Genomic DNA, 21,975 nt, shown 5'->3' on the forward strand with positions numbered 1-21,975 from the left:
TCAGAGGACGGCGAGCGCCGAAAAACCGATCACCAGCAGGAGAACGCCGACCCACCGGCCCGCCGGGCTTTTCCGCTCGAGGACGAGGTCATGAACTCCGGCTGGCAGATCCGCCGTCATGGCGCCGTCCGCGTGGTCCGGGAACAACGTGATGTCCCGGCCCGCGGCTGTCAGCCTCCAGTCGCGATCGTAATGGGCCGCAATGCGTATTCTCGCACCGCAGCTCGCGACATCGACGCGAAATCTCGTTCCGGCAAGCCAAGGCTCGCCCGGTTCCATCGCGCCGGCGCCGCGCACGATCGACGGGAAGAAAAGGGAATTCCCATCGGATCTGCCGGCGGCGGCCAGTGGTGCGTGAAAAGGCTTGAATGAAGGAGCCACCGCCCGTCCCTCATTCATATAGTATTCTATATCCGACGGACCGAACGGTTTGCTTATGCCCGCGAAAACGGCGGAAATAGCCGGCAAACCGCCGAACAGCAGCAGGAACAGGATCGGCACCGCAACTCCCGGCAGCCTTCTTCCGGCCGTCCGGGCGCAGGCGAATCCACCGTCTGTCATTGCAGGGGCGAGAAGGATCTGTGCCGGAATCAGCAGGCGCCAGGAAAACTCGAGAAGCTCCCCGACCGGTGAAACAAGCTGCCAGAGAGGCATTGAACACCGAAACATCGCAAGGCAGGCCAGAAACCCGACCAGACTGCACGGAAGAGCGTCCCTGCGCCAGGCAAGAAGCCATCCGGCGATAGCGAGCCCCAGCACGATCACCACCGCAAGAAACATCCACGACCTCAGGAAGCGAAACAGCACCAAGCCGTCTTCGGAATGAATCCGCACTCCGCTGCCCAGGAGATATCCGAGAGCCGGTCTCAGCCCCTGGAACCGGCCGATTTCGACCAAATCCTTGTTGCCATTGACGTCCGTGTCCGATCGAAACACCTCATCGATGAACAGAGACTCGATCCCCGGCCTGACCTTGTTCTTCCCTTCGAAATGCGCCTCTTTCACCGAGAGCATAGCCGGCAGCAGAAAGGGTGCCGCCAGGCATCCGCCGACGGAGGCTGCCGCGAGAAACGCGACGAACTGCCGCGCCGATCTCGCCATGACGGAACGTACAACGGAAACGAATGAGGCGAGGCAGATACAGACGAACGTCATCTGAAGATGCGTCCAGCACATAGCGCCGATCGCGATCGCAAGACGGCGGGAACTCGTCTTCATGGCCGCCAGAACGCAGGGAAAGAGCAGAACCGCACACAGGTGCTGGAAAAAGAAGTTGTGGTACAGATGCATCGCCACACCAGGACCGGAAAAAAGCAACAGGCTTCCGACGATCCTCCGGGGCCGGGACAGTCCTTCCGCCCCGAGAAACCCGCGCATTCCCCAGGATCCCGCGATCGCGAACGCGAGCACCGACAACTTGAGAGCCATGCCTGGCGTACAGCCTGACAAGATGAAAAGGGACGACACGAACAGGGGCGACTGGCCTGAATACCGGAACGTCAGGGCTCCGAACCCGTTGAACACGAAGGGATCCCAGTCGGGAATCCCTCCGGTCGTGAGAAGCACCAGGGCATAATCGTTCGCGGCACGCAGGTGAAGCGGCATGTCGATGGCGGCAGGAACACCCGGTTGCAGGAAATACAGAAAAAACAGCGGCAGGACGGGCAAAACGATCTCGAGCAATGCTCCCGCTGTCGATGACGTTCGCACGCGCGCCGCCAGGTTTCCCAGAAACGAGAAAGCCGGCATGCGAAACTGCGGGTTCCGGATGCCGGCTTCCATGGGAATTTCCTCGCGGGAATCAGGCCGTGCGTTTTGCCAGGCCGCGTCGGACGATGTCGTTCACGGCGAACGAGGCGACATCGTCGGCGTATTTTCCCGGGCCGAACCCGGCGTCATAGCCGAGTTCCTTGGCCAGTTCGTGGGTGATGCGGGGGCCGCCGCAGACCAGCACGACCTTGTCGCGCAGTCCCTCGGCCTCGAGCAACTCGACGAGCTCGGTCAGGTTCTGGATATGGACGTTCTTCTGCGTGACGGTCTGGGAAACGAGCAGCACGTCGGCCTTCAGCTCGACGGCCTTTTTCACGAACTCCTCGTTCGTCACCTGGCTGCCGAGGTTGTGGGCTTCGATCATTTCATACCGTTCGAGGCCGTAATGACCGGCGTAGCCCTTCATGTTCATGATTGCGTCGATGCCGACCGTGTGGGCGTCGGTGCCCGTGCTGGCGCCGATGATGACGACTTTGCGGCCGATCCGGTCGCGGATGAATTCGTTCGTCTCGGCCATGCCCATCACCTGGTTGTCGACCGTGTGGACCTTGATCGATGTATAGTCGACGGTATGTTCGCAGGCGCCGTAGACGACGAAGAACGTGAACTGCGCGTCGAGGCTCTTGTGGTAGACGACCTGCGGCTCGCGCAGTCCCATCTTCTCGGCGAGCTGCGCGGCGGCCGCGACGGCCCGGTCGTCGTCGGCGACGGGCAGGGTGAACGATACCTGCGTCTTGCCGTCGTTCATCGTGTCGCCGTAGGGCTTCACTCGCGTCAGGTCGAGGGTCTTGTCGAAATCCTTCTTCGATGTCGAATACAGGCCGCTGCTCATGATTTCTTCCCTCCCAGCATCAGGTCGATGAACGGATTGACGTATGCGGTGTCTTTCTCGACGACGCCCTCGAGGCCCTTGCCGCCGTTGATCGGCCGCTTCACGCCCGCGAACTTGCCTTTTTCGAGGGTCTTGAACAGGCCGTCGCGCTCGATCTCGGCGAGGAGCCTGGCGGCGTTTTCCAGGACCGCGTGTGCGCGCTGTTCGATGATGCCGCCTTTTTTGAACTCGATCTCGTCGCCAAGTCCTTCCATAGTGCTAAATATATATCGCGCGTTTTCGAGCGCCAGATACCGATCCGACATGAACGGCGTGTGGATCGCCTCGGTCAGCATGCCCAGCAGACAGATGCGCTGGTTCGTCATCGACGTGACCATGTTGAACAGGGCGTCCTGCACGTGGCCGCGGAAGATGTTGCCGGTCATGAACTTGGTCGGCGGCATGTATTTGAGGGGAGCGCGCGGGAAGATCTCGCGCGCCATCTGCGCCTGCGCCAGTTCGTAGAGAAAGCCCTTCTTCAGCTCGGGATCCATCTCGAACGCATGGCCCAGCCCCATCTGTTCCTCGGGCAATCCGGCAAGCACGGCGAACTGCTCATTGATGAACTGCGAGGCCAGAACGGTGTGCGCGGCCTCGAACGCGTCGTCGGTGGTCAGGTAGTTGTCCTCGCCGGTGTTGATGATGACGCCGGCGAACCCGTTGATGATGCGGGAGAAATACTGGTCGACCATCGTGCGCTGCATATTGATGTCGCGAAACAGGATGCCGTACAGCGCGTCGTTGAGCATGACGTCGAGCCGTTCGAGGGCGCCCATCGCGGCGATCTCGGGCATGCACAGGCCGGAACAGTAGTTACACAGCCGGATGTAGCGGCCGAGCTTCCCGCCCTCCTCGTCGAGGGCGGCGCGCATGAGCCGGAAGTTCTCCTGCGTGGCGTAGGTGCCGCCGAACCCTTCGGTCGTCGCCCCGAACGGAACGTAGTCGAGCAGGCTCTGGCCGGTCGTGCGAATGACGGCGATAACGTCTGCGCCCTGCTTCGCCGCGGCGCGGGCCTGAACGATATCTTCGTGAATATTTCCCGTGGCGACGATGACGTACAGGAGCGGCCCCGTCTTGTCGCCGACGGCTTTCAGCGTTTCCTCGCGCCGGTTCCGGTTCGCGCGGATGCGCTCGACCGTCTCGCGGGCCAGCTCCATCGCCTTCGCCCGGACCTCGAACAAATCGCCCATCGGGAGAGTAGCCAGGTCGAGCTCGCCGCTCGACGTGCGCTCGGCGATCTGCTGCGGCGTGAGACCGGTTTTGAGGACCGCGTTTCCGATCGCATTCGCGGCCCCCAACGCCAGTTTGCCGGCTTTCTGCAGGTGCGCCACCACGACGTTCGGCAGCGGCACCTCTTCGGCATCGACGCCGTCGATCCCCAGGAGGCGGAGCACGGCGCGCTCGACGGTCACCGTCGTGTGACGGTCGATGAACTTCTGGGTGTCGAGGGCGATCTTCTGAGCCAGCTCGCGTGCCTCGGCAACCCGCTTCGGATCGAGATTCAATTTGCTGTGTGACATCCGATTCTCCATTCCCTTCCTCGTTCAGCCGCGAAGCTTCGCCCGGGCCAGTTCGAGGAGCTCCCCGTCGAGACCGAGCAGTTCCGCCACACGCACCGCATCGCGCGGCGGGGGGCTGTCCCACTCGACCCGTTCGAGCCGGTAGTCCATGTGTTCCTGAAGCTGGTCGAAACTCCGCTCTTTCTGAATATCAAGCCGACTCCGCAGTTCATCGAAATCGGCCCGCTTCAAACCGATCACCTGAAAATGCCTCATCCCCTTCCCCACCACGTTGCCGTAGTGCGTCGAGGCGAGACAGAAGCCATTATACCGCGAGACGAACTCGAGAAGCGCACGCATCAGCGCCTCGCCCTCCTCGGGGTTTGTGCCGCGCGCGAACTCGTCGAGCGCCGCCAGGCCGACACCGTGCCGCATCAGCCCGAGCAGGCGCCCGACCTCGGCCACTTCCGCCCCGAACGTGCTCAGCCCCTGCTGCACCGACTGCAGGTCGTCCGAAAGATAGAAGAGATACCCGAGCGGCGGCATCTCCAGCCGCGCGGCTGGCACGAAAAAACCGCACATCGCCAGCGCCGCGTGAAGCGTCACCGTCGCCAGCACGACGCTCTTGCCGCCCATGTTTGCGCCGGTGATCACGTTCGACCCCGCTCCCAGCTCGACCGAGATCGGCACGAACCGCCTTCCCCGCTCCGCCAGTTCGGCCGCCACCATCGGGTTTACTGCATCTTTCAATATATATTCTTTCGCATTTTCCCGAAGCTCCGGCCGGACGGCGTTCAGTTCGCAAGCCAGAAGAACTTTCGCCAGCAGGAAGTCGAACGCGCCGACGGCGTCGACGCAGGCGTCGAACGTGTGCAGGGAAGCGCGCAACCGGGCCGTCAGCGTGCGGCGCACCTGCTCCTCGGCCTCCCGCTCCCGGATCGCCAGTTCGCGGCGCCGCTCCATCAACGCATCACGGGCTCCCGCCCCTCCGCCGGTCGCTTCATGCAAGAGTTCCCTCTCCACGCGCTGTTTGTCAGCCCGAATGGAACCCAATTCCGGCGCATACGAATCGGCCAGAAAGAACGACCGCGTCACCGGCGGATCGGGATTCAGGACCGCCACCACGTCCGACACGTCAGGAATCGCCATCCGCACGTCCGAAAGGCCGCAGGCGGCGACCAGGGGACGGAGATCGCAGGCATTGATGGCGAAGTTCTTCAGTTCGAACAGGTCGACTTCGTCGAGAATCCGGCCTTCTTCTCCGAGCCGTCCGAGCGTCCCCCGGATCTCCTTGAACCGTTCGAGCACCAGCCGAGCATCATCGACCCAGGACCGGTTCGCCCGACACCAGTCCAGCAGCCGCCCCACCGCATCCAGTTCGCGGTTCAGCGCCGCCAGCTCCGTCGCGGGAAACGGCGCAACCGCCTTCTTCCGTTCGCGTCCGAACGGCGTGAGGGGCTCACACCGCCCCATCACCCAGGAAAACCCGATCCGTTCCTCCTGTTCCCGCCTAAATCCCGGCAGCATACCAACCTCCGATCACATCCACGAGCGGCAGAGGTACGGCCGCAGACAGGGTCTTCATGACGGCGGGGACGGCATCCGGGCCGGTCGCGGCCGTGCCGGGATGCACCGCGACGCAGGCAACGGTGAGCGGGCGCGCGGCCCGGACGTCGATGCCGGCCGCGCGAAGTCGTTCCCGGCGGCGGTCGTCGAGGAACAGGCGGGTGCCGTCCTCGACGACGAGCACAAGCCCCGACCAGCCGCATTCACGCGCCAACGGCTTTTGCCCGAGGAGCCGGTCGGCGAACTCGTTCGTCACCGCACCGCGAATGCCAATCGCCACGGTCGAGTCGAAAACCGCATCGGCCGTATCGCGATCCACATCGGATGTCGCAAAACTCCGCGTTCTCTTCGCGTCACGGTCGATGACAAAAAGCTTCGCCGGCCGGTCTTCGTCGTCCCGGACAAGACACCGGCCAGAGATGTCTGGCGGGGCTGCGGCAAGCGTCAACTGCGCCAGAACACGGCCCGCATCCGCAACGCAACTCTCGACGGACCTGGCCGGATCGAGCCTGACCGTGAACACGGCGGCACCGCCGCCCGACGGCGCGGCGAGACTCAGGCGGCCCTGGGCACCGTCGACGAACACCCGGCGGGCGCCGTGCGCTTCGAGAAGCCGGTAGACGCGCGTCAGATCGGCGACGACGGAGGGTCCGGCGAGCTCGATCCAACCTCCGCTGTGCGCCTTCACGATCAGCACTTCACCCAGGGGGGTGTGAATCCCCGTATCGGCCAGGATTTCGCGTGTGATGTCCCCGTGGGAGAGACACCCCGACGCCGTCGCGAGAATGGCTCCGCGGGGCACGGTCAGCACGGCCCGGCTCCGCTCGGAAGCACCGTTCAGTGCAGCGCCGTCGACCCCCACCGACGTCACACCGACCGGTTCGCCGGCATGCGCATCGAGAAACGCCTGCAGCGCGGTCGTCTTGCCCGTTCCCTGGCATGCCCCGACGAAGGAGAGAGTCGCATATGTCGACGTCAACGCCCGGAGCTTCGCTCGAAGCTCCCCTGGCGACAGCCGTTCGACGCACCTCACCATGATTCGGGCCTCACGAACATCATATTTTCGTATGTGGCATGCACGCGGAACCACCATGATTGCGGTGGGGCGGGTGTGAAACCCGCCCCTGCAGACGCGCGGCGATTCGTATTTCATGAGAAGTTCGGGCGCACCCGAGGGTGCGCCCGAACCGGACGGTCAATGGTCGTTTCCGGCCTTGCGCTTCTTGCCGCGCAGCTTTCGCTGTGTGACCTCGGGCTCGAGCGCGATCTTACGATGCGACAGCCCCGCGATGCCTTCGAGTTTCACTTCCCTCTCGCCGCGGCACACGTCGCAACGGCAGCCGGGCTTGTAGTTGCTCGGCTCCTCGTAGCAGGAGATGACGCCTTCGAAGTTGCGCAGGATCACCTTGTTGTAGCCGTGCGAGATGGCGTAGTCGGGCATGACGGGAATCTTCCCGCCGCCGCCCGGGGCGTCGACGACAAACGTCGGCACGCAGAACCCTGACGTGTGGCCTCGCAGCCCCTCGATGATGTCGATGCCGACCGCCACCGGCGTCCGGAAGTGGGAGAGACCCACCGACAGGTCGCACTGGTAGATGTAATACGGCCGAACCCGCGCCTTGACGAGGCCATGCACCAGGCGCCGCATCACATGCACGCAGTCGTTGATGCCGCGCAACAGCACCGACTGGTTGCCGAGCGGAATGCCCGCGTTGGCGAGCATCTCGCAGGCCCGGACCGACTCTTCGCTCAGCTCGTCGGGATGGTTGAAGTGGGTGTTGAGCCATATCGGATGATATTTTTTCAACATCTCGACCAGGGCGGGAGTGATGCGCTGCGGCATGACCACCGGGGTGCGCGAACCCAGTCGGACGATCTCGACGTGCGGAATCGCCCGCAGTTTTTTGATGATGATCTCGAGCTTGTCCTCCGAATACAGCAGCGGATCGCCGCCCGACAGGAGCACGTCGCGAATCTGCGGGGTGTTCCGGATGTATTCGATGGCCGCATCGATCTGGGCCATCGGCAGAGGCAGGTCGGTCTGGCCTGCGAACCGGCGCCGCGTGCAGTGCCGGCAGTACATCGCACACTGGTCGGTGATCAGCAGCAGGGCTCGGTCGGGATATCGATGTGTCAGCCCCGGCACCGGCGAGTCGCCGTCCTCGTGCAGGGGATCGACGAGATCGGACTCGGACTTGTACAGTTCGTCGACCGTCGGGATCGCCTGCTTGCGGATCGGACACGCCGGATTATCGGGGTCGATCTTCGAAAGATAATACGGCGTGATCGACATGCGGAGCGACTGAAGGCATTTCTGGATGCCCTCTTCCTCCGATTTGGTCAGCGAAATGTACTTTTTCAGCGATTCGACATCCGTCACCCGGTTCGCGAGTTGCCAGCGCCAGTCGTTCCACTGTTCGTCGGTAACGTCCTTGAACAGGATGTTTCTGCGGTTCACAGCCATGCGTCGCTCCCCGTCAGGCCGTGTAGGATTCGCAGAAGAGCTTCATCAAGGCCGGGCACTCGCGCAGGAGCTGGAGCGTGATCTCGGCGTGGTCCTTCGTGTAGCCGTTGCCGATGATCATGTCGACGTCCTTGCCGACGCCTTCCGCGCCGAGGGCGGCCTTCGTGAAGCTGGTCGCCATCGAGAAGAAGTAGACGATGCCGCCGTCGCGCACCGGCAGAATGCAGGACATCTCGGCGTTCGGCACGTTGAGGCAGTTGATCGTGATGTCGTATTCCGCGCCGCCCGAGGCTTCCATGGCCTTCGTCAGCACGTCGATCGGGTCCTGGGCGTTCGCCTTGATGACGTGGTGGCAGAAGCCGAGATCCTTGAGGCGCTGGATGTTCTTCTCGCTCTGTCCGACGCCGACGACGAGGCCGGTCGGGCCGACGCGCTTGCGGGCTTCGTAGGCGCAAAGGATGCCGGACTTGCCGGTTCCGCCGAGGATCAGGACCTTCTGGCCGGGCCGGACCAGCTTCGCCGCCTGGGCCGGGGCGCCGGCGACGTCGAGAGCGGCCATCGCGGCAGCTTCCGGTATATCGGTCGGTATTTTTGCATAGATGCCGGTCTCGAACAGGATCGCCTGGCCCTTGATGTCGACGCGGTCGATCTTCATGTGGACCCTGTCGATCGAATCGATGCGAAGCGGCGTCTGGGAAAGCGAAACCAGCGTCACGATCTTGTCGCCGACCTTGACCGGGATCTTCCCTTCCAGTTTGGGGCCGATCTTGGCGATCTTGCCGATCAGCACGCCGCCCGAGCCGGTGACCGGGTTTTTCATCTTGCCCTTCTGGCGCACGATCTCGCAGATGCTCGCCTTGAGCTTCTCCTCGTCGCCGCCCGCGGCTTCCTTCAGTTGGTGGAAACTGGCGGAATCGATATTCAACGCCTCGACATCGATCAGAATCTCGTTGTCGAAGATATTCATGTCATTGGAGACGACATCCGCCGCCTGCGGCAGAACGCCCTTGGGCTCGATCACGCGATGGGTCCCGAACTTGCAGCCTGTCTTCATAATCTCTCCTTATCCTGATGTCTGGCGCGCCGTCAGAGCGCCATGGGTTTGATGTGCTCGGAAATGATCAGGTCGGCTTCGGTCAGCGACCTGATCTCCTCGATCGTCACGTCGGGGTGGTGTTCGCGGAGGACCAGGCCGCTCGGCCGCACGTCCATGACGCCGAGCTCCGTAACGATCATATTGACCTCGTGATGCGCGGTCAAGGGCAGTTTGCACTTCTTCAGGATCTTCGGCCGCCCCTTCTCGGTATGCACCGTCGCGACGATCACCAGCTTCGCGCCGGACACGAGATCCATCGCTCCGCCCATGCCCGGAACCTTCTTACCCGGGATGATCCAGTTCGCGAGGTTGCCCTCCTGATCGACCTCGAGCGTGCCGAGAATCGTGGCGTCGACGTGGCCGCCGCGGATCAGCGAGAACGAGGTCAGGCTGTCGAAGAACGAGCCCCCCGGCAGGATCGAAACGATCTGGCCGCCCGCGTTCTGGATCAGCGGGTTCTCCTTGCCCGGCTCGGGAACGGGCCCCATGCCGGTCATGCCGTTCTCGGCCTGGAACGTTACGTGCACGCCTTCTGGAATATAGTTCGCGACAAGCGTGGGAAGCCCGATGCCGAGATTCACCAGCCAGCCGTCCTTCAGTTCGGCCGCGATGCGCTTCGCGATGATGGTTTTCGCCTGTTCGGGATTCGGAATCATTTCGAGCCTCCCTTCGCCACGACGTAATCGACGAGCACGCCGGGGGTCATCGCGTCTTCGGGCGCCATCTGCCCGATCTCGACGACCTCGTCGGCCTCGCAGACGACGGTCGCGCCGGCCATCGCCATGACAGGGTTGAAGTTACGAGTCGTGCCCTTGTAATACACGTTTCCGGCCTTGTCGGCCCGGCTGGCATACAGCAGGGTCACGTCGGCCTTCAGGGGAAGCTCCAGCAGGTATTCGTGGCCGTCCACGACGATCTTCTGCTTCTCCTCTTCGACGATCGTACCGACGCCGACGTGCGTCAGGATGCCGCCCAGGCCGGCGCCGCCGGCCCGGATCCGCTCAGCCAGCGTTCCCTGCGGCACGAGCTGGACTTCCATGACGCCGTCGTTCATCTGCTGGCCCGCTTCGGGGTTCAGGCCGATGTGCGATGCGATCAGCTTCTTGACCTGGTTGTTCTTCAGCAGTTTGCCGACGCCCTTCCCGGGAAGGCCGGCGTCGTTGCAGACGATCGTCAGGTCGCGCACGTTCATCTCCACCAGCAGGTCGACCAGCCCCTCGGGGGTGCCGCAGGTCATGAACCCGCCGACCATGATGGTCTGGCCGTCCCTGAACAGGTGCTTCAGATCGTTTTTCTGAGCGAGCTTGTTCATGCGTTTCCTCCGGTCAGGCCGAGGATCGCACGCGCCTCGGCCGGGGTCGCGACCTCGCGGCCCAGCTCATGGGCGATGCGGACGACCTTCGCGACGAGCTCCCCGTTCGACTTCGCGGGAACGCCCTTCGCGAGGTTCACGTTGTCCTCGAATCCCACGCGCACGTGACCGCCCAGCACGATCGAGACGGCCGCCGTCGTGAACGCGTTGCGCCCGATGCCGCTCGCCGTGAAGGTGCTGCCGGCCGGAATGCTCTGCGCCATGTAGAGCAGGTCGCGCGGCTCGGCGGCGATGGCACACGAGGTTCCGAGAACGAAGTTGAAGTGCATCGGGCCGGGAATGTGGCCCTTGCGGTTCAAGCGTATAGCGAGATCTATCATTCCCTTGTCGAACACCTCGATCTCGGGCTTGATATTGCTCGCCTTCATGCGCGCCGCGAACTCGATGATCGTGTTCTCGGTGTTGACGAAGATCTCGTCGCCGCCGAAGTTCACGGTGCCGCAGTCGAGCGTGGCCATCTCGGGCTTCAGCTGGAGCGGCTGCATGCGTTCCTCGTTCGTCATGCCGACCGCTCCGCCCGTCGAAGGCTGAATGATCACGTCGGGACAGACTTCGCGGATCGCCTTGATGGCGGCCTCGAACCGTTTCGCCGACTGGGTCGGCTTGCCGTCGTCCTCGCGCACGTGCAGGTGGATGATCGACGCGCCGGCGTCGCGGGCCGATTTGGCTTCGCGTGCGATCTCGGCGATCGTGTACGGCACGGCCGGGTTGTGTTTCTTGGTCACTTCCGCGCCGCAGATGGCGGCGGTGATGATCAGCTTATCCATATTTTTACGCTCTACCTCCACGCGCTCAGTATTTCGCCCGCACGTATGCGAGCGACTCGGCGATCATGTCGATGGTGTGCCTGAGGTCGGCCTCGGAGTGCCGGTGACAGATGTAACCATGATGATACGGCTGCATGAACACGCCGCGCCGGATCAACTGGGCGTAGAAGTCCTGGCGCTTCTTCTTGTAGGCGCCCGTCGCATCCTTGGCGAACGTAATGAACTGCATCATCGGAATGCCGGACACTTCCGCGCCGCAGTCTGCGTCGGCGACGACCTTGCGCATGTCGGCGATGAATTTCTCGCCCTTCTTCCACATCACGTCGAGAACCTTGTCGCGCTGCATGATCTCGATCGTCTTGAGAGCCGCGACCATGGCCAGGCTGTTCGGGAAGAACGTCGAGGAAACGAACGCCTCCTTCTCGAGCTTCTTCATGAACTGGGCCTTGCCGACGAGCGCGCTGATCTCGTAACCGTTCGCGAGCGCCTTTCCGAAGCAGGAAAGGTCGGGCGTGACGCCGTAGTGTTTCTGCGCGCCGCCGATCGAGACGCGGAAGCCGGAGCGGATTTCGTCGAAGATCAATACGCACCCATATGTATCGGCCAGCTTGCGGACGCTCTGCAGGAAGCCCGGTTTGGGTTCCTGGAGCGGCAGGGCGAGGGGGTGGCCGAACGGCGTGATGATGATCCCGGCGGTGTCGCCGCCGTGCTGTTTCAGCAGGGCCTCGAGCTCTTCGAGGTTGTTGTAGTGGAACTCGTGGATGTCCTCGTACAGTTTCTCGGGAATGCCGCCCTTTACCTCGACGCACCAGTCGTGCCAGCCGTGATACCCGCACCGCAGAATCTTCTTGCGACCGGTGTAGCATCGGGCGACGCGCGTGGCGAGGGTCGTCGCGTCGGAGCCGGTCTTCACGAACGCGGCCATCTCGCAGCTCGGGATAACCTCGCGCAGTTTCTCGACGAGCTTGTTCTGGATCGGCTGGGTCAGCGAGAAACAGAAACCGTGCTCCTGGATTTGCCGGATGACGGCGTCGTCGACCTCCTTCTCACGATACCCGAGGATGATCGGGCCGTAGGCGCACAGGTAGTCGATGTACTCGTTCCCGTCGACGTCGCGCACGCGGCAGCCCTGGCCGTCAGTGAAGTAGATCGGATACTCGCCCTCGACAAAGTTGTAGGGGCGCCGGATCCCCGCGACGCCGCCCGGAACGAGGGTCTTCGCCAGTTCGAACTCGGCGAGGCTCTTGTCGAGTTTCAGATGAGGTGCTTCTTTCATGACAATTCTCCTGTCGTCCGGTTCAGATGTTCGCGTTCTCGACGAGCATCGCGATACCCATGCCCGTGCCGATGCACAACGAGGCGATGCCGAGCTTTCTGTTGCTCCGCTTCATCTCGTACATGAGCGAGATCAGGATGCGGGCGCCGCTGGCGCCGATCGGATGGCCGAGGGCGATCGCGCCGCCGTTCACGTTCACCTTGTCGAGGCTGATGCCGAGCTCTTTGCGAACCGCGATCGACTGGGAGGCGAACGCCTCGTTCAGCTCGAACAGGTCAATGTCGGCAACCGCCAGTTTCTGCGCTTCGAGCAGTTTGCGGACCGCATAGACGGGGCCCATCCCCATGATCTCGGGGCGCAGGCCGACCAGGCTGTATCCGCGAATGTATGCCATCGGCGCCAGGTTGAGGGCCTTGCATTTTTCGTCGGAGGCGACGAGCATCGCGGCGGCGCCGTCGTTGAGACCGGAGGCGTTGCCGGCCGTGACGGTTCCGTCCTTTTTGAACGCAGGCTTGAGGCCCGCGAGTTTTTCGAGAGCCGTATCGGCCCTGATGTATTCGTCGTCCTTGAAGGTGACGTCGCCCTTCCTGTTTTTTATTATAACAGGCACTATTTCATCGGCGAACCGGCCGGCCTGGCGGGCGGCGGCGGCGCGCTGCTGGCTCAGCAGGGCGAACTCGTCCTGTTCCTGCCGCGAGACCTTGAACTCCTCGGCGACGTTCTCGGCGGTAATGCCCATGTGATAATTGTTGAACGGGCAGGTGAGACCGTCCAGCACCATGGTGTCGAGAATCTCGCCGTGGCCGAGACGCAGCCCGTTGCGGGCGCCCTTCATCGCGTAAGGAGCGTTCGACATGCTCTCCATGCCTCCCGCGAGCGCAAGTCCGATCTGCCCCGCGCGAATCGCGTTGAACGCGAGCCCAACCGCGTGCAGTCCCGATCCGCAGACGGTGTTGATCGTGGTCGCCGGAATCTGCTGCGGGATTCCGCCCTTCATCGCCGCCTGGCGGGCCGGGTTCTGGCCGTTGGTCGACTGCAGGACGTTGCCCATATAGACTTCTTCGATCGCGTCGGCGCCGATGCCGCTGCGCTCGAGCACGGCCTCGACGACTTTCGCGCCGATCTCGACGCACGACAGGGGCGCGAGGGCTCCTCCGAAGGAGCCGATGGGCGTCCGAACCGGAGTGGCAATTGCCACGTTGTTCATGATCTGCAACCTCCATTCCCTGGTAGTAGTTCCCCGTGCTGTTTCTCTGGGGTACGGCCGGGTCTTCCCGGTCATCAGGCATTATACGACTCCCGGGAAATTTTGCACCCCAAAATTTCGAAATGTCTCAGCACCCGCGAACCGGTGACGGACGATCTCCGATTTTCCCGCATCCGGATCATTGACACTCTTCTCCTCCGTCAATACTATTTATAAAAGGCATTGTGTACAGTCCATGAAGCGAATTGTGCCTCAGGAGGCTCCTCCATGAAACGGACCCGCCGGATACGCGTTTTGCTGGCCATCTGTCTTATCGCCGCCCTGTCCGCGTCTCTGTTCGCCCAGGCACGTTCGCCGTTCGGCGGTCAGAACGTAACGACCGGCCAGGACAACGCCGCGACCCCGACCGGAGAATCCCGCGCACAACCAACGCCAGCGGAGAAACCCGATACGGGCGCCGTCGCCTGGATACGCCAGGACATGGTCCGACAGAGCGGTTCGACCGTCGTCGTCATCAAGGACAACGTCAATGCGCGTTCGGGCCCCGCTACGACGTATCAGGTCGTCACCATGGCCGCCCTGGGCGCGACTTTCCCTCTTCTCGGAACACAGAACGGCTGGTACAAGGTTTCCCTGCAGGCCCCTGCACCCCAGCCGGCTGCGACTCCGGAACAGATCGAGGCCGCCCAGAATGAATTTCTGGCCGCCTACAAGGTCTACACCCAGGCCGCGCTGAAGGGCGGCCGCAACGGCGCAGCCGCCCAGAAGGCCCTCGCCGGATTCAAGTCGACCTATGCGACATACAAAGCCCTGGCCCAGACAAGCCAGGACCTGAAAAATATCCGCGCCGGCAAAGCAACCGTGGACAAAGTCGTCATCAGCAAAACGGATTTCACCTCGACCGTGTATTCCAACGGCAAGATCGTGCGGGTGTTCCCGATCGCCTACGGCGCCAACCCGGACGGGCTCAACAAGAAAGGGGAAGGCGATTCTCGCACCCCTGAGGGAACCTTCAAGATCGCCAACAAGGCCAAAAACCCGGCCTACAAGAACATCCCCGGCGGCGTTCCGTCCAACCCCCTCGGCACCCGCTGGATGGGCCTGAACACGTGGGGCGGCAGCATTGGCATGCACGGAACCTCGGCGCCGGCGTCGATCGGCTCGCGCGCGTCGCACGGGTGCGTTCGCATGTATACGGCCGATGCCGAAGAACTGTTCGATCTCGTCCGCGTCGGCACCCCCGTCATCATCGAGCCGGTCAAGAGCAACTGACCCTGAGCCAAGGAGTTCCCCATGCGCCGCAACCTGTTGCCTGCCCTGTTTCTGTTCGCGAACCTGATGTCAGTCGGCCTGGCGGCTCCCGCCCAGACCGCTTCTCCCGATGCATTGAAGGCACGCGCTCTCGCCCCGCAGACGACCTCCGTCGCCGCGATCAATGAAGGCGCCAAGCTCCTTTCGGCAGGCCGCTCACTCGAGGCGGAAGAGGCGCTGCAGAAAGCCGTCGCAGCCAATCCCGCATCCGCCGAGGGGTTCTACAACCTCGGCCTCGCACTGGCCTTCAATGGAAAGCACGGCGATGCGCTTGAAGCCTACAAAAAGGCCCTCAGCCTGCGCGCCGATTTTCCCGAAGCGTCTCTGGGCCTCGGAACCACCTTGCTCACCCTCGGTCAGCCGCAACCGGCTCTCGAAGCGTTCGAAGCCGTGCTGGCGCGCACCCCCGATTCTCCCGTCGGGCAAGCCGCCCTCTTCAACAAGGGAACCGCTCTCGGCCATCTGAAGCGCTACACCGAGGCTGAACTCGCCCTCTCGGAAGCCCTGGCCGCGAATCCCGACGATCCCTCGCCGGCGTTCCAGATCGGCAGACTGAAGATGGAACAGCAGAAATGGAAGGATGCGCTCGGCTGGCTCGAAACCACCGCGGCCGCCTTTCCCCTCGAAGCCAACCTGCTCAGCGGAAAGGCCCATATCCAGCTGAAGGACGGAGCCGCCGCCGAAAAATCGCTGAAACTCGCCGCCGACAGCCTGGCCGCCGCCGCCATCGCAGATGACGCCAGGGCCCGATTGTCCGGGGAAATCGCGCGCCTTCGCCAGGAAGCCGCCCAGCTCGCCCCAAAATAATCAGCCTTCATTCCGAGCGGCCCCGGAGAATCACCTTCCCGGGGCCGCTCGCGCCACCGGAATATTACATTTCATGATATTCATCATCTTCGGGACCGGCCAAAGGCAACGTGTTTCGAGTTGGAAGCGGCGCACGCCGCCTGTATAATCTGGAACGGACGACCGGCCGCGCAAGGTGCCGTCACAGGCATTCGTACGGCGACCGGAAGCGAAGTCCGAATCGGTATCGAGGAGTTCGGCACATGACGAAACGTTCCCGGAAGATGCGGACCCTGGCGACGGGACTTCTGGCCCTCGGCGTCTGGTGCGGGGCGTCGGACGGCACGGACGGGCGCGCCTCTCGCGCGCCCCTCTCCTGGCGGCAGATCGACGAGCGATATGCATACGACGGGAACGATCTCGGCTGCACCCTGAAAAACGGCCAGGCCAATCTCGCGCTCTGGGCTCCGCTCGCGACGAAGGTCGATGTCATCATCTTCGACAAGCGCGACCAAACCCGGGAGGTGGCCCGCCTCCCGCTGCATCGCGGCGATCGGGGCGTCTGGCGCTGCACCGTCGCGCCGGCGGACCTTCCGGCGCCCTCGCCCGCCAATGTGCGCGGCTATTATTACCAGTTCGAGGTTGCCAATCCCGGTCTGCCCGCGAAACGCGTGCTCGACCCCTACGCCCGCTCGATGGCGCCGGTCACGATACATCCGTCGGGCGCCTCCGCCGGATCGAGCCGGGACATGGTCGGCAAGGCGGCGTTCGTCGACCCCGGCCTGGCCGGCACAACGCCGGCGCCAGGATATATTACCAACTATACGAAACGGGAGGATGCCGTCATTTACGAGGTGCATGTGCGCGACTTCACGGCCGATCCCGGAATTGCCGGCGATCTCGAGGCGCGCTGGGGAACGTTCAAAGCGTTCAGGGAACGGCTCCCCTACATCAAAGAGTTGGGCGTGACGCACATCCAGCTCCTGCCCGTCATGGCGTGGTATTTCGGTGACGAGACGCGCATGTACGAGCGCGAACTCGCGTGGTCGACCCAAAACAACCAGTACAACTGGGGCTACGACCCCCACTCGTATTTCTCGCCCGACGGCGCGTATTCCGAACGCCCCGAAGACCCCGAACGCCGCATCGCCGAACTGAAAGAGCTGGTCGATGCCGTTCACGCCGCCGGCATGGGCGTCATCCTCGACGTGGTCTACACGCACATGGCGAAGGCCGAGTTCCTGAACGACATCGTTCCCGACTACTACTTTTTCAGGGATCCCCAAGGAAACCTGCTGGGGGATTTCGGCAACAACCTTGCCACCAACCGCAGGATGACCACCAAACTGCTGACCGACTCGGTGTCCTACTGGTTCCGCGAGTACGGCATCGACGGCATGCGCTGGGACATGATGGGCGACGCCACGCAGGATGCGGTCCAGCGAGCGTTCGACGCGGCCGTCGCGATCAATCCCCGGGCCATCTTCATCGGCGAGGGGTGGCGCACGTTCAAGGGACACATCGAAGACCCGGCCCTCGCCGGAAAAGGCGCAGACCAGGACTGGATGGCCGTCACGGACAGCGTCGGCGTGTTTTCGGACGAGTTCCGCAACGAGCTGAAATCGGGCTTCGGCTGTGAAGGCGAGCCCAGGTTCCTGACCGGCGGCCCGCGCAACGTCAGAAAATTGTTCGCCGCGATCAAGGCCCAACCCTCGAACACTCCGGCGACGACGCCCGGCGATATGGTCCAATATATCGAGGCCCATGACAATCTGCCGCTGCACGACGTCATCGCCCAGGCGATCAAGAAGGACCCCTGGATTCCCGAGAACGAGGCAGAGATTCTCCGGCGTATCCGGCTCGGCAACGCCATTCTCCTGACGTCCCAGGGAACCGCCTTTCTCCACGCCGGCCAGGAGTTCGGCCGCACCAAGCAGTGGCTCGGCGCGGGAAAGCCCGAGCACAAGTTCCACGAGCTCACCGACGCCTCGGGAAAGCCCTTCCGGCATCCGTATTTCATTCATGATTCGTATGATTCATCCGACGCCGTCAACCTGTTCGACTGGGCCCGCGCCACGGATGCGAAGCGGTTTCCCGAGCATCACCTGACGCGCGAGTTCACCCGCGGCCTGATCGCCCTGCGCCGCTCGACGGATGCGTTTCGTCTCGGCAGCCGGGAACTCGTCGACAAAAACGTCGTCCTGATCGAGGCGCCCGAGGTCGAAGCGGAGGATCTCGTCATCGCGTGGCGCTCCACGGCGACCGGCGGAGAAACCTTCCGGATCTTCGTCAACGCCGACCATCGGCCGCGCACCCTGACCCTCCCGCCGGGAGACGCTCTCACGGACCACGATGTGCTCGTCGACGCCACCCGGGCCGGCACGACGCCCCTGTCCGATCCCGCCGGGTTCGTTCTCGATGCCGGCCGGATCACGCTCGATCCCCTCACCGTCGTTATCTTCCGCGAATGAGCGCGGTGATGTCAATTTTTCGGCACGCCGGATGCCGAAAACCCGGCAAGGTTCACCGGCTCATTTCGGGGAAACCACCGTTTTCATCGCTCTTTGAACACCTGGTACGCCTATTGCGTTTGACCTTCACATCAAAATGACCGAATCACATCAGGAGGATAGATCAGTGAACGTTTCGACCAGACTGGTTCTCGGTGCTCTCGTGCTCGGCCTGGTGATCTCTGCCCCCGCTTCCTTCGCCATGCAAGACGACGGTTTCAATCAGATGCTCGCGAAGAAGCACACATCCTCCACGATGCCCGACAACTGCGATCCCGACAATCCGGATGATGACGGCGGCTGCGGTGGCGGCGGCGGTCACGACAACGGCAACGGTGGCCCCGACGACACGCATGACGACGGCGGCTGCGGCGGCGGCGGAAGTTCCGACGGCGGCTACAGCGGCGGCAGCGACCCCGACGGCTCCGGCGGCGGCCTTCCCTTCTGATCACCTGTGTCTCCCAACCGGGCGCTCCACGGAGCGCCCGGTTTTCATCTGCGTCATCTGCTGATAAACGTGTATACTGACAGGCGAACGTCATTCGAAAACGAGAATCGGGAGGCCACGCACAGATGCTGATTTGGAACAAGTCCGAAGCCGGCACGATCCGCGATTCGAACCAGGAGCGGTGGCACCTGGAAGAGGATCTCGGGCTTCTGATCATGGCCGACGGAGACGGCCCGGCCGGCAGCGACCTCGCCGACCTCGCGATCGCGTCTCTCGGGCGAGGCGCCCGGCGACTCGGGTCACGACCGACCCGCCTGGCGGGAATTCCCGCGGATTCTCGCATCCCGCGGGCTGAAGACCCCGGCACGCCGCTTTCGGAAATCCTCGAATCAACGTGGCAGGAAATCGAGCTTGCCCGGGTCTCGTTAGCCGGCGGAGGCGCTTCGAGTCTTCATCTCGCCGTTGCCTGGATCCGGCAGGGCTGCCTGTACGCCGCCACCCTCGGAAATGCAGGACTCATCGCGAGCGTCGGCAACACCATCCATCGTCTCGAGCCGGCCGGCCTACCCTCTCTGGCCGTCGCCGCTGGCATGTCCGGGGGACCATCGGCAGCCAGGGCCGCAGCCCCGAGCCCCGTCATGGGTCCCGCGTATCTCGCTCCGATTCCCGTCACCGTCGGCGACTGGGTCATGATGATCTCCCAGGGTCTGCTGATATCCCAACCCATCGACGAGATCGTGCCCGTGACGCAACTCGTCCATGATGATCCCGAACGGCTCACCGACGGCCTGTTCCGGAAGGCGTCGGCCCGATACGACGGCGATGACCGGACGCTCGTCCTGGCCCGATTCCTCCCCTCGGATATCGCCAGGACGATCATGTCGGATGCCGTCATCAGCACCGATTTCGACCGGAAATTCCGCGTTCCGCTGTGGGTTCCGCTCGTGGTTTCCGCTCTCCTGGCGGTGCTGGCGGCCGTGATCGGAAGATTCACCGGAAGGAGCGACGAATGACGGCGCAGTCCGTTCCCGCAACCCGCCCTCCTGTCCGCATCTACACCGTCACCTGGTGCCCCCATTGCATCCGGTTCAAAGAATGGCTCGACGCAGAGGGCATCGTCTACCTCGACCACGACGTCGATACCGACGACGCCTCGTGGCAGGAGGCGCTCGCGCTGACGGGCGGATACGACATCGTCCCCGTCGCCGAGATCGACGGCAAGGCGGTCTGGGGCGCCTTCAACGAAGCCTTCAAGGACAAGATCCGCCACCTCCTCGCCCGCCCCGCCTGACGAGCTTTTCGCAACGGCTGAACCCGGACAGAGGACAATCCGGGTTGGTGGGTTGTCATGAATCGACTTATGAAGCGGCAGGTTTCGGTCGATGGGTACAGTAGAACACCGACATCCGGCAGGAGAAACCTATGAATACGGTACGCCCCCCCTTCATCATGGCCCCCGACGGTTCGCTTCAGTGCGTCGACCCCTCCTCGGATCCGCACCTCCGCACCAGAGGCACGCGGCCGGACGCCCGCGCCGGATGGGTTCGCGCCCGCTGACCGGCAGCATCCGGGACAACTGACGTCATGGCCATCAGCACTCTTCCCCCCAGCGGGATGCGCGATTTTTTGCCGGCCGAGCTGACTCGCAGACGGCATGTCGAAAGCGTCATCAGGCGCGTTTACGAATCGTTCGGCTTCGTTCCGATCGAAACCCCGACCGTCGAAAACCTTTCGACCCTCCTCGGAAAATACGGGGAAGAAGGCGATCAACTCCTGTTTCGCATCCTTCACCGGCGCGACAAACTCGCTCGGGCCCTCCAGCAGCCTTCCGTCACGGAAAAGGATCTCGCGGAGATGGGTCTGCGCTACGACCTGACCGTTCCCCTCGCCCGCCTCATCGCGAACAGCAAGGATCTACCGAGGTTTTTCAAACGCTACCAGATCCAGCTCGTCTGGCGCGCCGACCGGCCCGGCCGCGGCCGTTTCCGCGAGTTCCAGCAGTGCGACGTCGACATCACCGGCACCACCTCGCTGATCGCCGAGGCCGAAGTCTGTTCCGCCGTCGCCACGGTGCTGAGCGAGCTTGGATTCAAGGATTTCCACATCCATCTCAACCATCGGCAGCTCCTCCGCTGTCTGATCTCGGCCGCCGGTTTGCGGCCCGATCAGGAGGAAACCGCCCTCGTCGCCGTCGACAAGATGGACAAGATCGGCGAAGCAGGCGTTCTGAAGGAACTCCAGGCGCGCGGCATCACCGATGCGTCCGCGTCTCTGCTCCTCGAGATGCTCCGCCGCCCCGAAGGCCTCGACGAAGCCGGCGAGCTCGCCCGTCTCGAATCGCGCCTGAGCGGCATCGAGGGGGCATCCGCCCATATCGCCCAGCTCCGCGAACTGCTCGCCATCTCGGCCCACACGCCGGCCGGCAGCCACCTGCGCATCGACGCGACCCTGGCCCGCGGTCTCGGCTACTATACCGGCCCGATCTTCGAGATCCGCTCGCCGCTCGCCAGCGGCAGTCTCGGCGGCGGCGGACGGTATGATAATCTCATCGGCATGTTCCGCGGCCAGACCATCCCTGCCGTGGGCTTCTCGATCGGCTTCGAGCGGCTCGTAATGGTGATGGAGGAAAAAGGCCTGTTCGGCGAACTCGCCGTCGGCCCGGACGTCATGCTCTGCCGCTTCGACGACGTCGCTCCGGCCGACGTCCTCAAAGCCGCCACCGCGCTCCGCACCGCGGGCGTGAAGGTGGAAGTCTACCCGGAAACCCCGAAACTCGGAAAACAGCTCGCCTACGCCGAGTCGGCAGGCGCGCGTGTCGCGGCCATTCTCGGCTTGTCGGAAGTCCAAACGGGAAGCATCACGCTCAAACACCTGTCGACGGGAGAGCAACTGACGCTGCCTGCCGGCGAAGCTCCAGCTAAAATCAGGGGCTGGCTGCATCCCTGACCGACGTTCATTCGCACGCTTCGGCGGCCCGCTCGCACCCGATCGGGCCGCCGTTGCATCTCGAGTCCCGCCGTCACCCGTTTTCC

The 21,975-nt window shown here is 63.4% G+C and carries 20 protein-coding genes; 8 read left to right on the plus strand and 12 right to left on the minus strand.

The features are described from left to right. From PLU72_02215 to PLU72_02270, 12 genes are all read right to left on the minus strand, one after another. A complete protein-coding gene (locus tag PLU72_02215) occupies positions 1–1,782 on the minus strand; it encodes a hypothetical protein (protein HOT26973.1) in 1,782 nt (593 codons plus the stop codon). 19 nt (positions 1,783–1,801) lie between these two features. Beyond that, positions 1,802–2,602 (minus strand): OAM dimerization domain-containing protein, encoded by an 801-nt coding sequence (locus PLU72_02220; GenBank protein ID HOT26974.1) that lies wholly within the window; start codon positions 2,600–2,602, stop codon positions 1,802–1,804. Next, positions 2,599–4,161, minus strand: a complete 1,563-nt coding sequence (locus PLU72_02225) for a lysine 5,6-aminomutase subunit alpha (protein HOT26975.1) — start codon at positions 4,159–4,161, stop codon at positions 2,599–2,601. Before PLU72_02225 ends, PLU72_02220 begins: the two co-directional genes overlap by 4 nt. A 24-nt stretch (positions 4,162–4,185) precedes the next feature. After that, entirely contained in the window at positions 4,186–5,667 is a 1,482-nt protein-coding gene (locus PLU72_02230) for a hypothetical protein (protein HOT26976.1), read from the minus strand. Then, positions 5,651–6,742, minus strand: a complete 1,092-nt coding sequence (locus PLU72_02235) for a hypothetical protein (protein ID HOT26977.1) — start codon at positions 6,740–6,742, stop codon at positions 5,651–5,653. The genes PLU72_02230 and PLU72_02235 overlap by 17 nt, the downstream gene beginning before the upstream one ends. A 159-nt stretch (positions 6,743–6,901) precedes the next feature. Further along, the gene (gene ablA / locus PLU72_02240; protein ID HOT26978.1) at positions 6,902–8,170 is read right to left on the minus strand and encodes a lysine 2,3-aminomutase; all 1,269 of its coding nucleotides are present in this window, start codon (positions 8,168–8,170) and stop codon (positions 6,902–6,904) included. A gap of 13 nt (positions 8,171–8,183) precedes the next feature. Further along, a complete protein-coding gene (locus tag PLU72_02245; protein ID HOT26979.1) occupies positions 8,184–9,224 on the minus strand; it encodes an L-erythro-3,5-diaminohexanoate dehydrogenase in 1,041 nt (346 codons plus the stop codon). A gap of 32 nt (positions 9,225–9,256) precedes the next feature. After that, positions 9,257–9,922, minus strand: a complete 666-nt coding sequence (locus PLU72_02250) for a 3-oxoacid CoA-transferase subunit B (GenBank protein ID HOT26980.1) — start codon at positions 9,920–9,922, stop codon at positions 9,257–9,259. Then, the gene (locus PLU72_02255) at positions 9,919–10,578 is read right to left on the minus strand and encodes a CoA transferase subunit A (protein ID HOT26981.1); all 660 of its coding nucleotides are present in this window, start codon (positions 10,576–10,578) and stop codon (positions 9,919–9,921) included. Before PLU72_02255 ends, PLU72_02250 begins: the two co-directional genes overlap by 4 nt. Further along, entirely contained in the window at positions 10,575–11,405 is an 831-nt protein-coding gene (locus PLU72_02260) for a 3-keto-5-aminohexanoate cleavage protein (GenBank protein ID HOT26982.1), read from the minus strand. Before PLU72_02260 ends, PLU72_02255 begins: the two co-directional genes overlap by 4 nt. 25 nt (positions 11,406–11,430) lie before the next feature. Further along, positions 11,431–12,681, minus strand: a complete 1,251-nt coding sequence (locus PLU72_02265) for an aminotransferase class III-fold pyridoxal phosphate-dependent enzyme (GenBank protein ID HOT26983.1) — start codon at positions 12,679–12,681, stop codon at positions 11,431–11,433. Between the two features lie 22 nt (positions 12,682–12,703). Further along, on the minus strand, positions 12,704–13,888 hold the full coding sequence (locus tag PLU72_02270) for an acetyl-CoA C-acetyltransferase (GenBank protein ID HOT26984.1): 1,185 nt from the start codon (positions 13,886–13,888) through the stop codon (positions 12,704–12,706). A gap of 267 nt (positions 13,889–14,155) precedes the next feature. Here PLU72_02270 and PLU72_02275 point away from each other — a divergent pair, with 267 nt between their 5' ends. The 8 genes from PLU72_02275 to hisS all read left to right on the plus strand — a co-directional run bounded on the left by PLU72_02275 (position 14,156) and on the right by hisS (position 21,889). Continuing rightward, the gene (locus PLU72_02275) at positions 14,156–15,160 is read left to right on the plus strand and encodes a L,D-transpeptidase family protein (protein HOT26985.1); all 1,005 of its coding nucleotides are present in this window, start codon (positions 14,156–14,158) and stop codon (positions 15,158–15,160) included. A gap of 21 nt (positions 15,161–15,181) precedes the next feature. Beyond that, complete coding sequence (locus PLU72_02280; protein HOT26986.1) at positions 15,182–16,006, plus strand: tetratricopeptide repeat protein; 825 nt, start codon at positions 15,182–15,184, stop codon at positions 16,004–16,006. Positions 16,007–16,248: 242 nt separating this feature from the next. Further along, positions 16,249–18,456: an alpha-amylase family glycosyl hydrolase gene (locus PLU72_02285; GenBank protein ID HOT26987.1), complete on the plus strand. Its 2,208-nt coding sequence runs from the start codon at positions 16,249–16,251 to the stop codon at positions 18,454–18,456. A 166-nt stretch (positions 18,457–18,622) separates the two neighbouring features. Then, positions 18,623–18,943: a hypothetical protein gene (locus tag PLU72_02290; GenBank protein HOT26988.1), complete on the plus strand. Its 321-nt coding sequence runs from the start codon at positions 18,623–18,625 to the stop codon at positions 18,941–18,943. A gap of 125 nt (positions 18,944–19,068) precedes the next feature. Beyond that, positions 19,069–19,956, plus strand: coding sequence for a hypothetical protein (locus PLU72_02295; GenBank protein HOT26989.1), 888 nt, complete (start codon positions 19,069–19,071; stop codon positions 19,954–19,956). Continuing rightward, entirely contained in the window at positions 19,953–20,234 is a 282-nt protein-coding gene (locus tag PLU72_02300; GenBank protein ID HOT26990.1) for a glutaredoxin family protein, read from the plus strand. The genes PLU72_02295 and PLU72_02300 overlap by 4 nt, the downstream gene beginning before the upstream one ends. A 131-nt stretch (positions 20,235–20,365) precedes the next feature. Then, positions 20,366–20,500 carry a hypothetical protein gene (locus tag PLU72_02305; protein HOT26991.1) on the plus strand — a complete coding sequence of 45 codons (135 nt, stop codon included), beginning with the start codon at positions 20,366–20,368 and terminating at the stop codon, positions 20,498–20,500. A 27-nt stretch (positions 20,501–20,527) separates the two neighbouring features. Next, positions 20,528–21,889 (plus strand): histidine--tRNA ligase, encoded by a 1,362-nt coding sequence (hisS, locus tag PLU72_02310; GenBank protein ID HOT26992.1) that lies wholly within the window; start codon positions 20,528–20,530, stop codon positions 21,887–21,889. The last annotated feature ends 86 nt before the right edge of the window (positions 21,890–21,975 follow it).

The organism is Candidatus Ozemobacteraceae bacterium (genome assembly GCA_035373905.1).
Taxonomy (GTDB): domain Bacteria; phylum Muiribacteriota; class Ozemobacteria; order Ozemobacterales; family Ozemobacteraceae; genus MWAR01.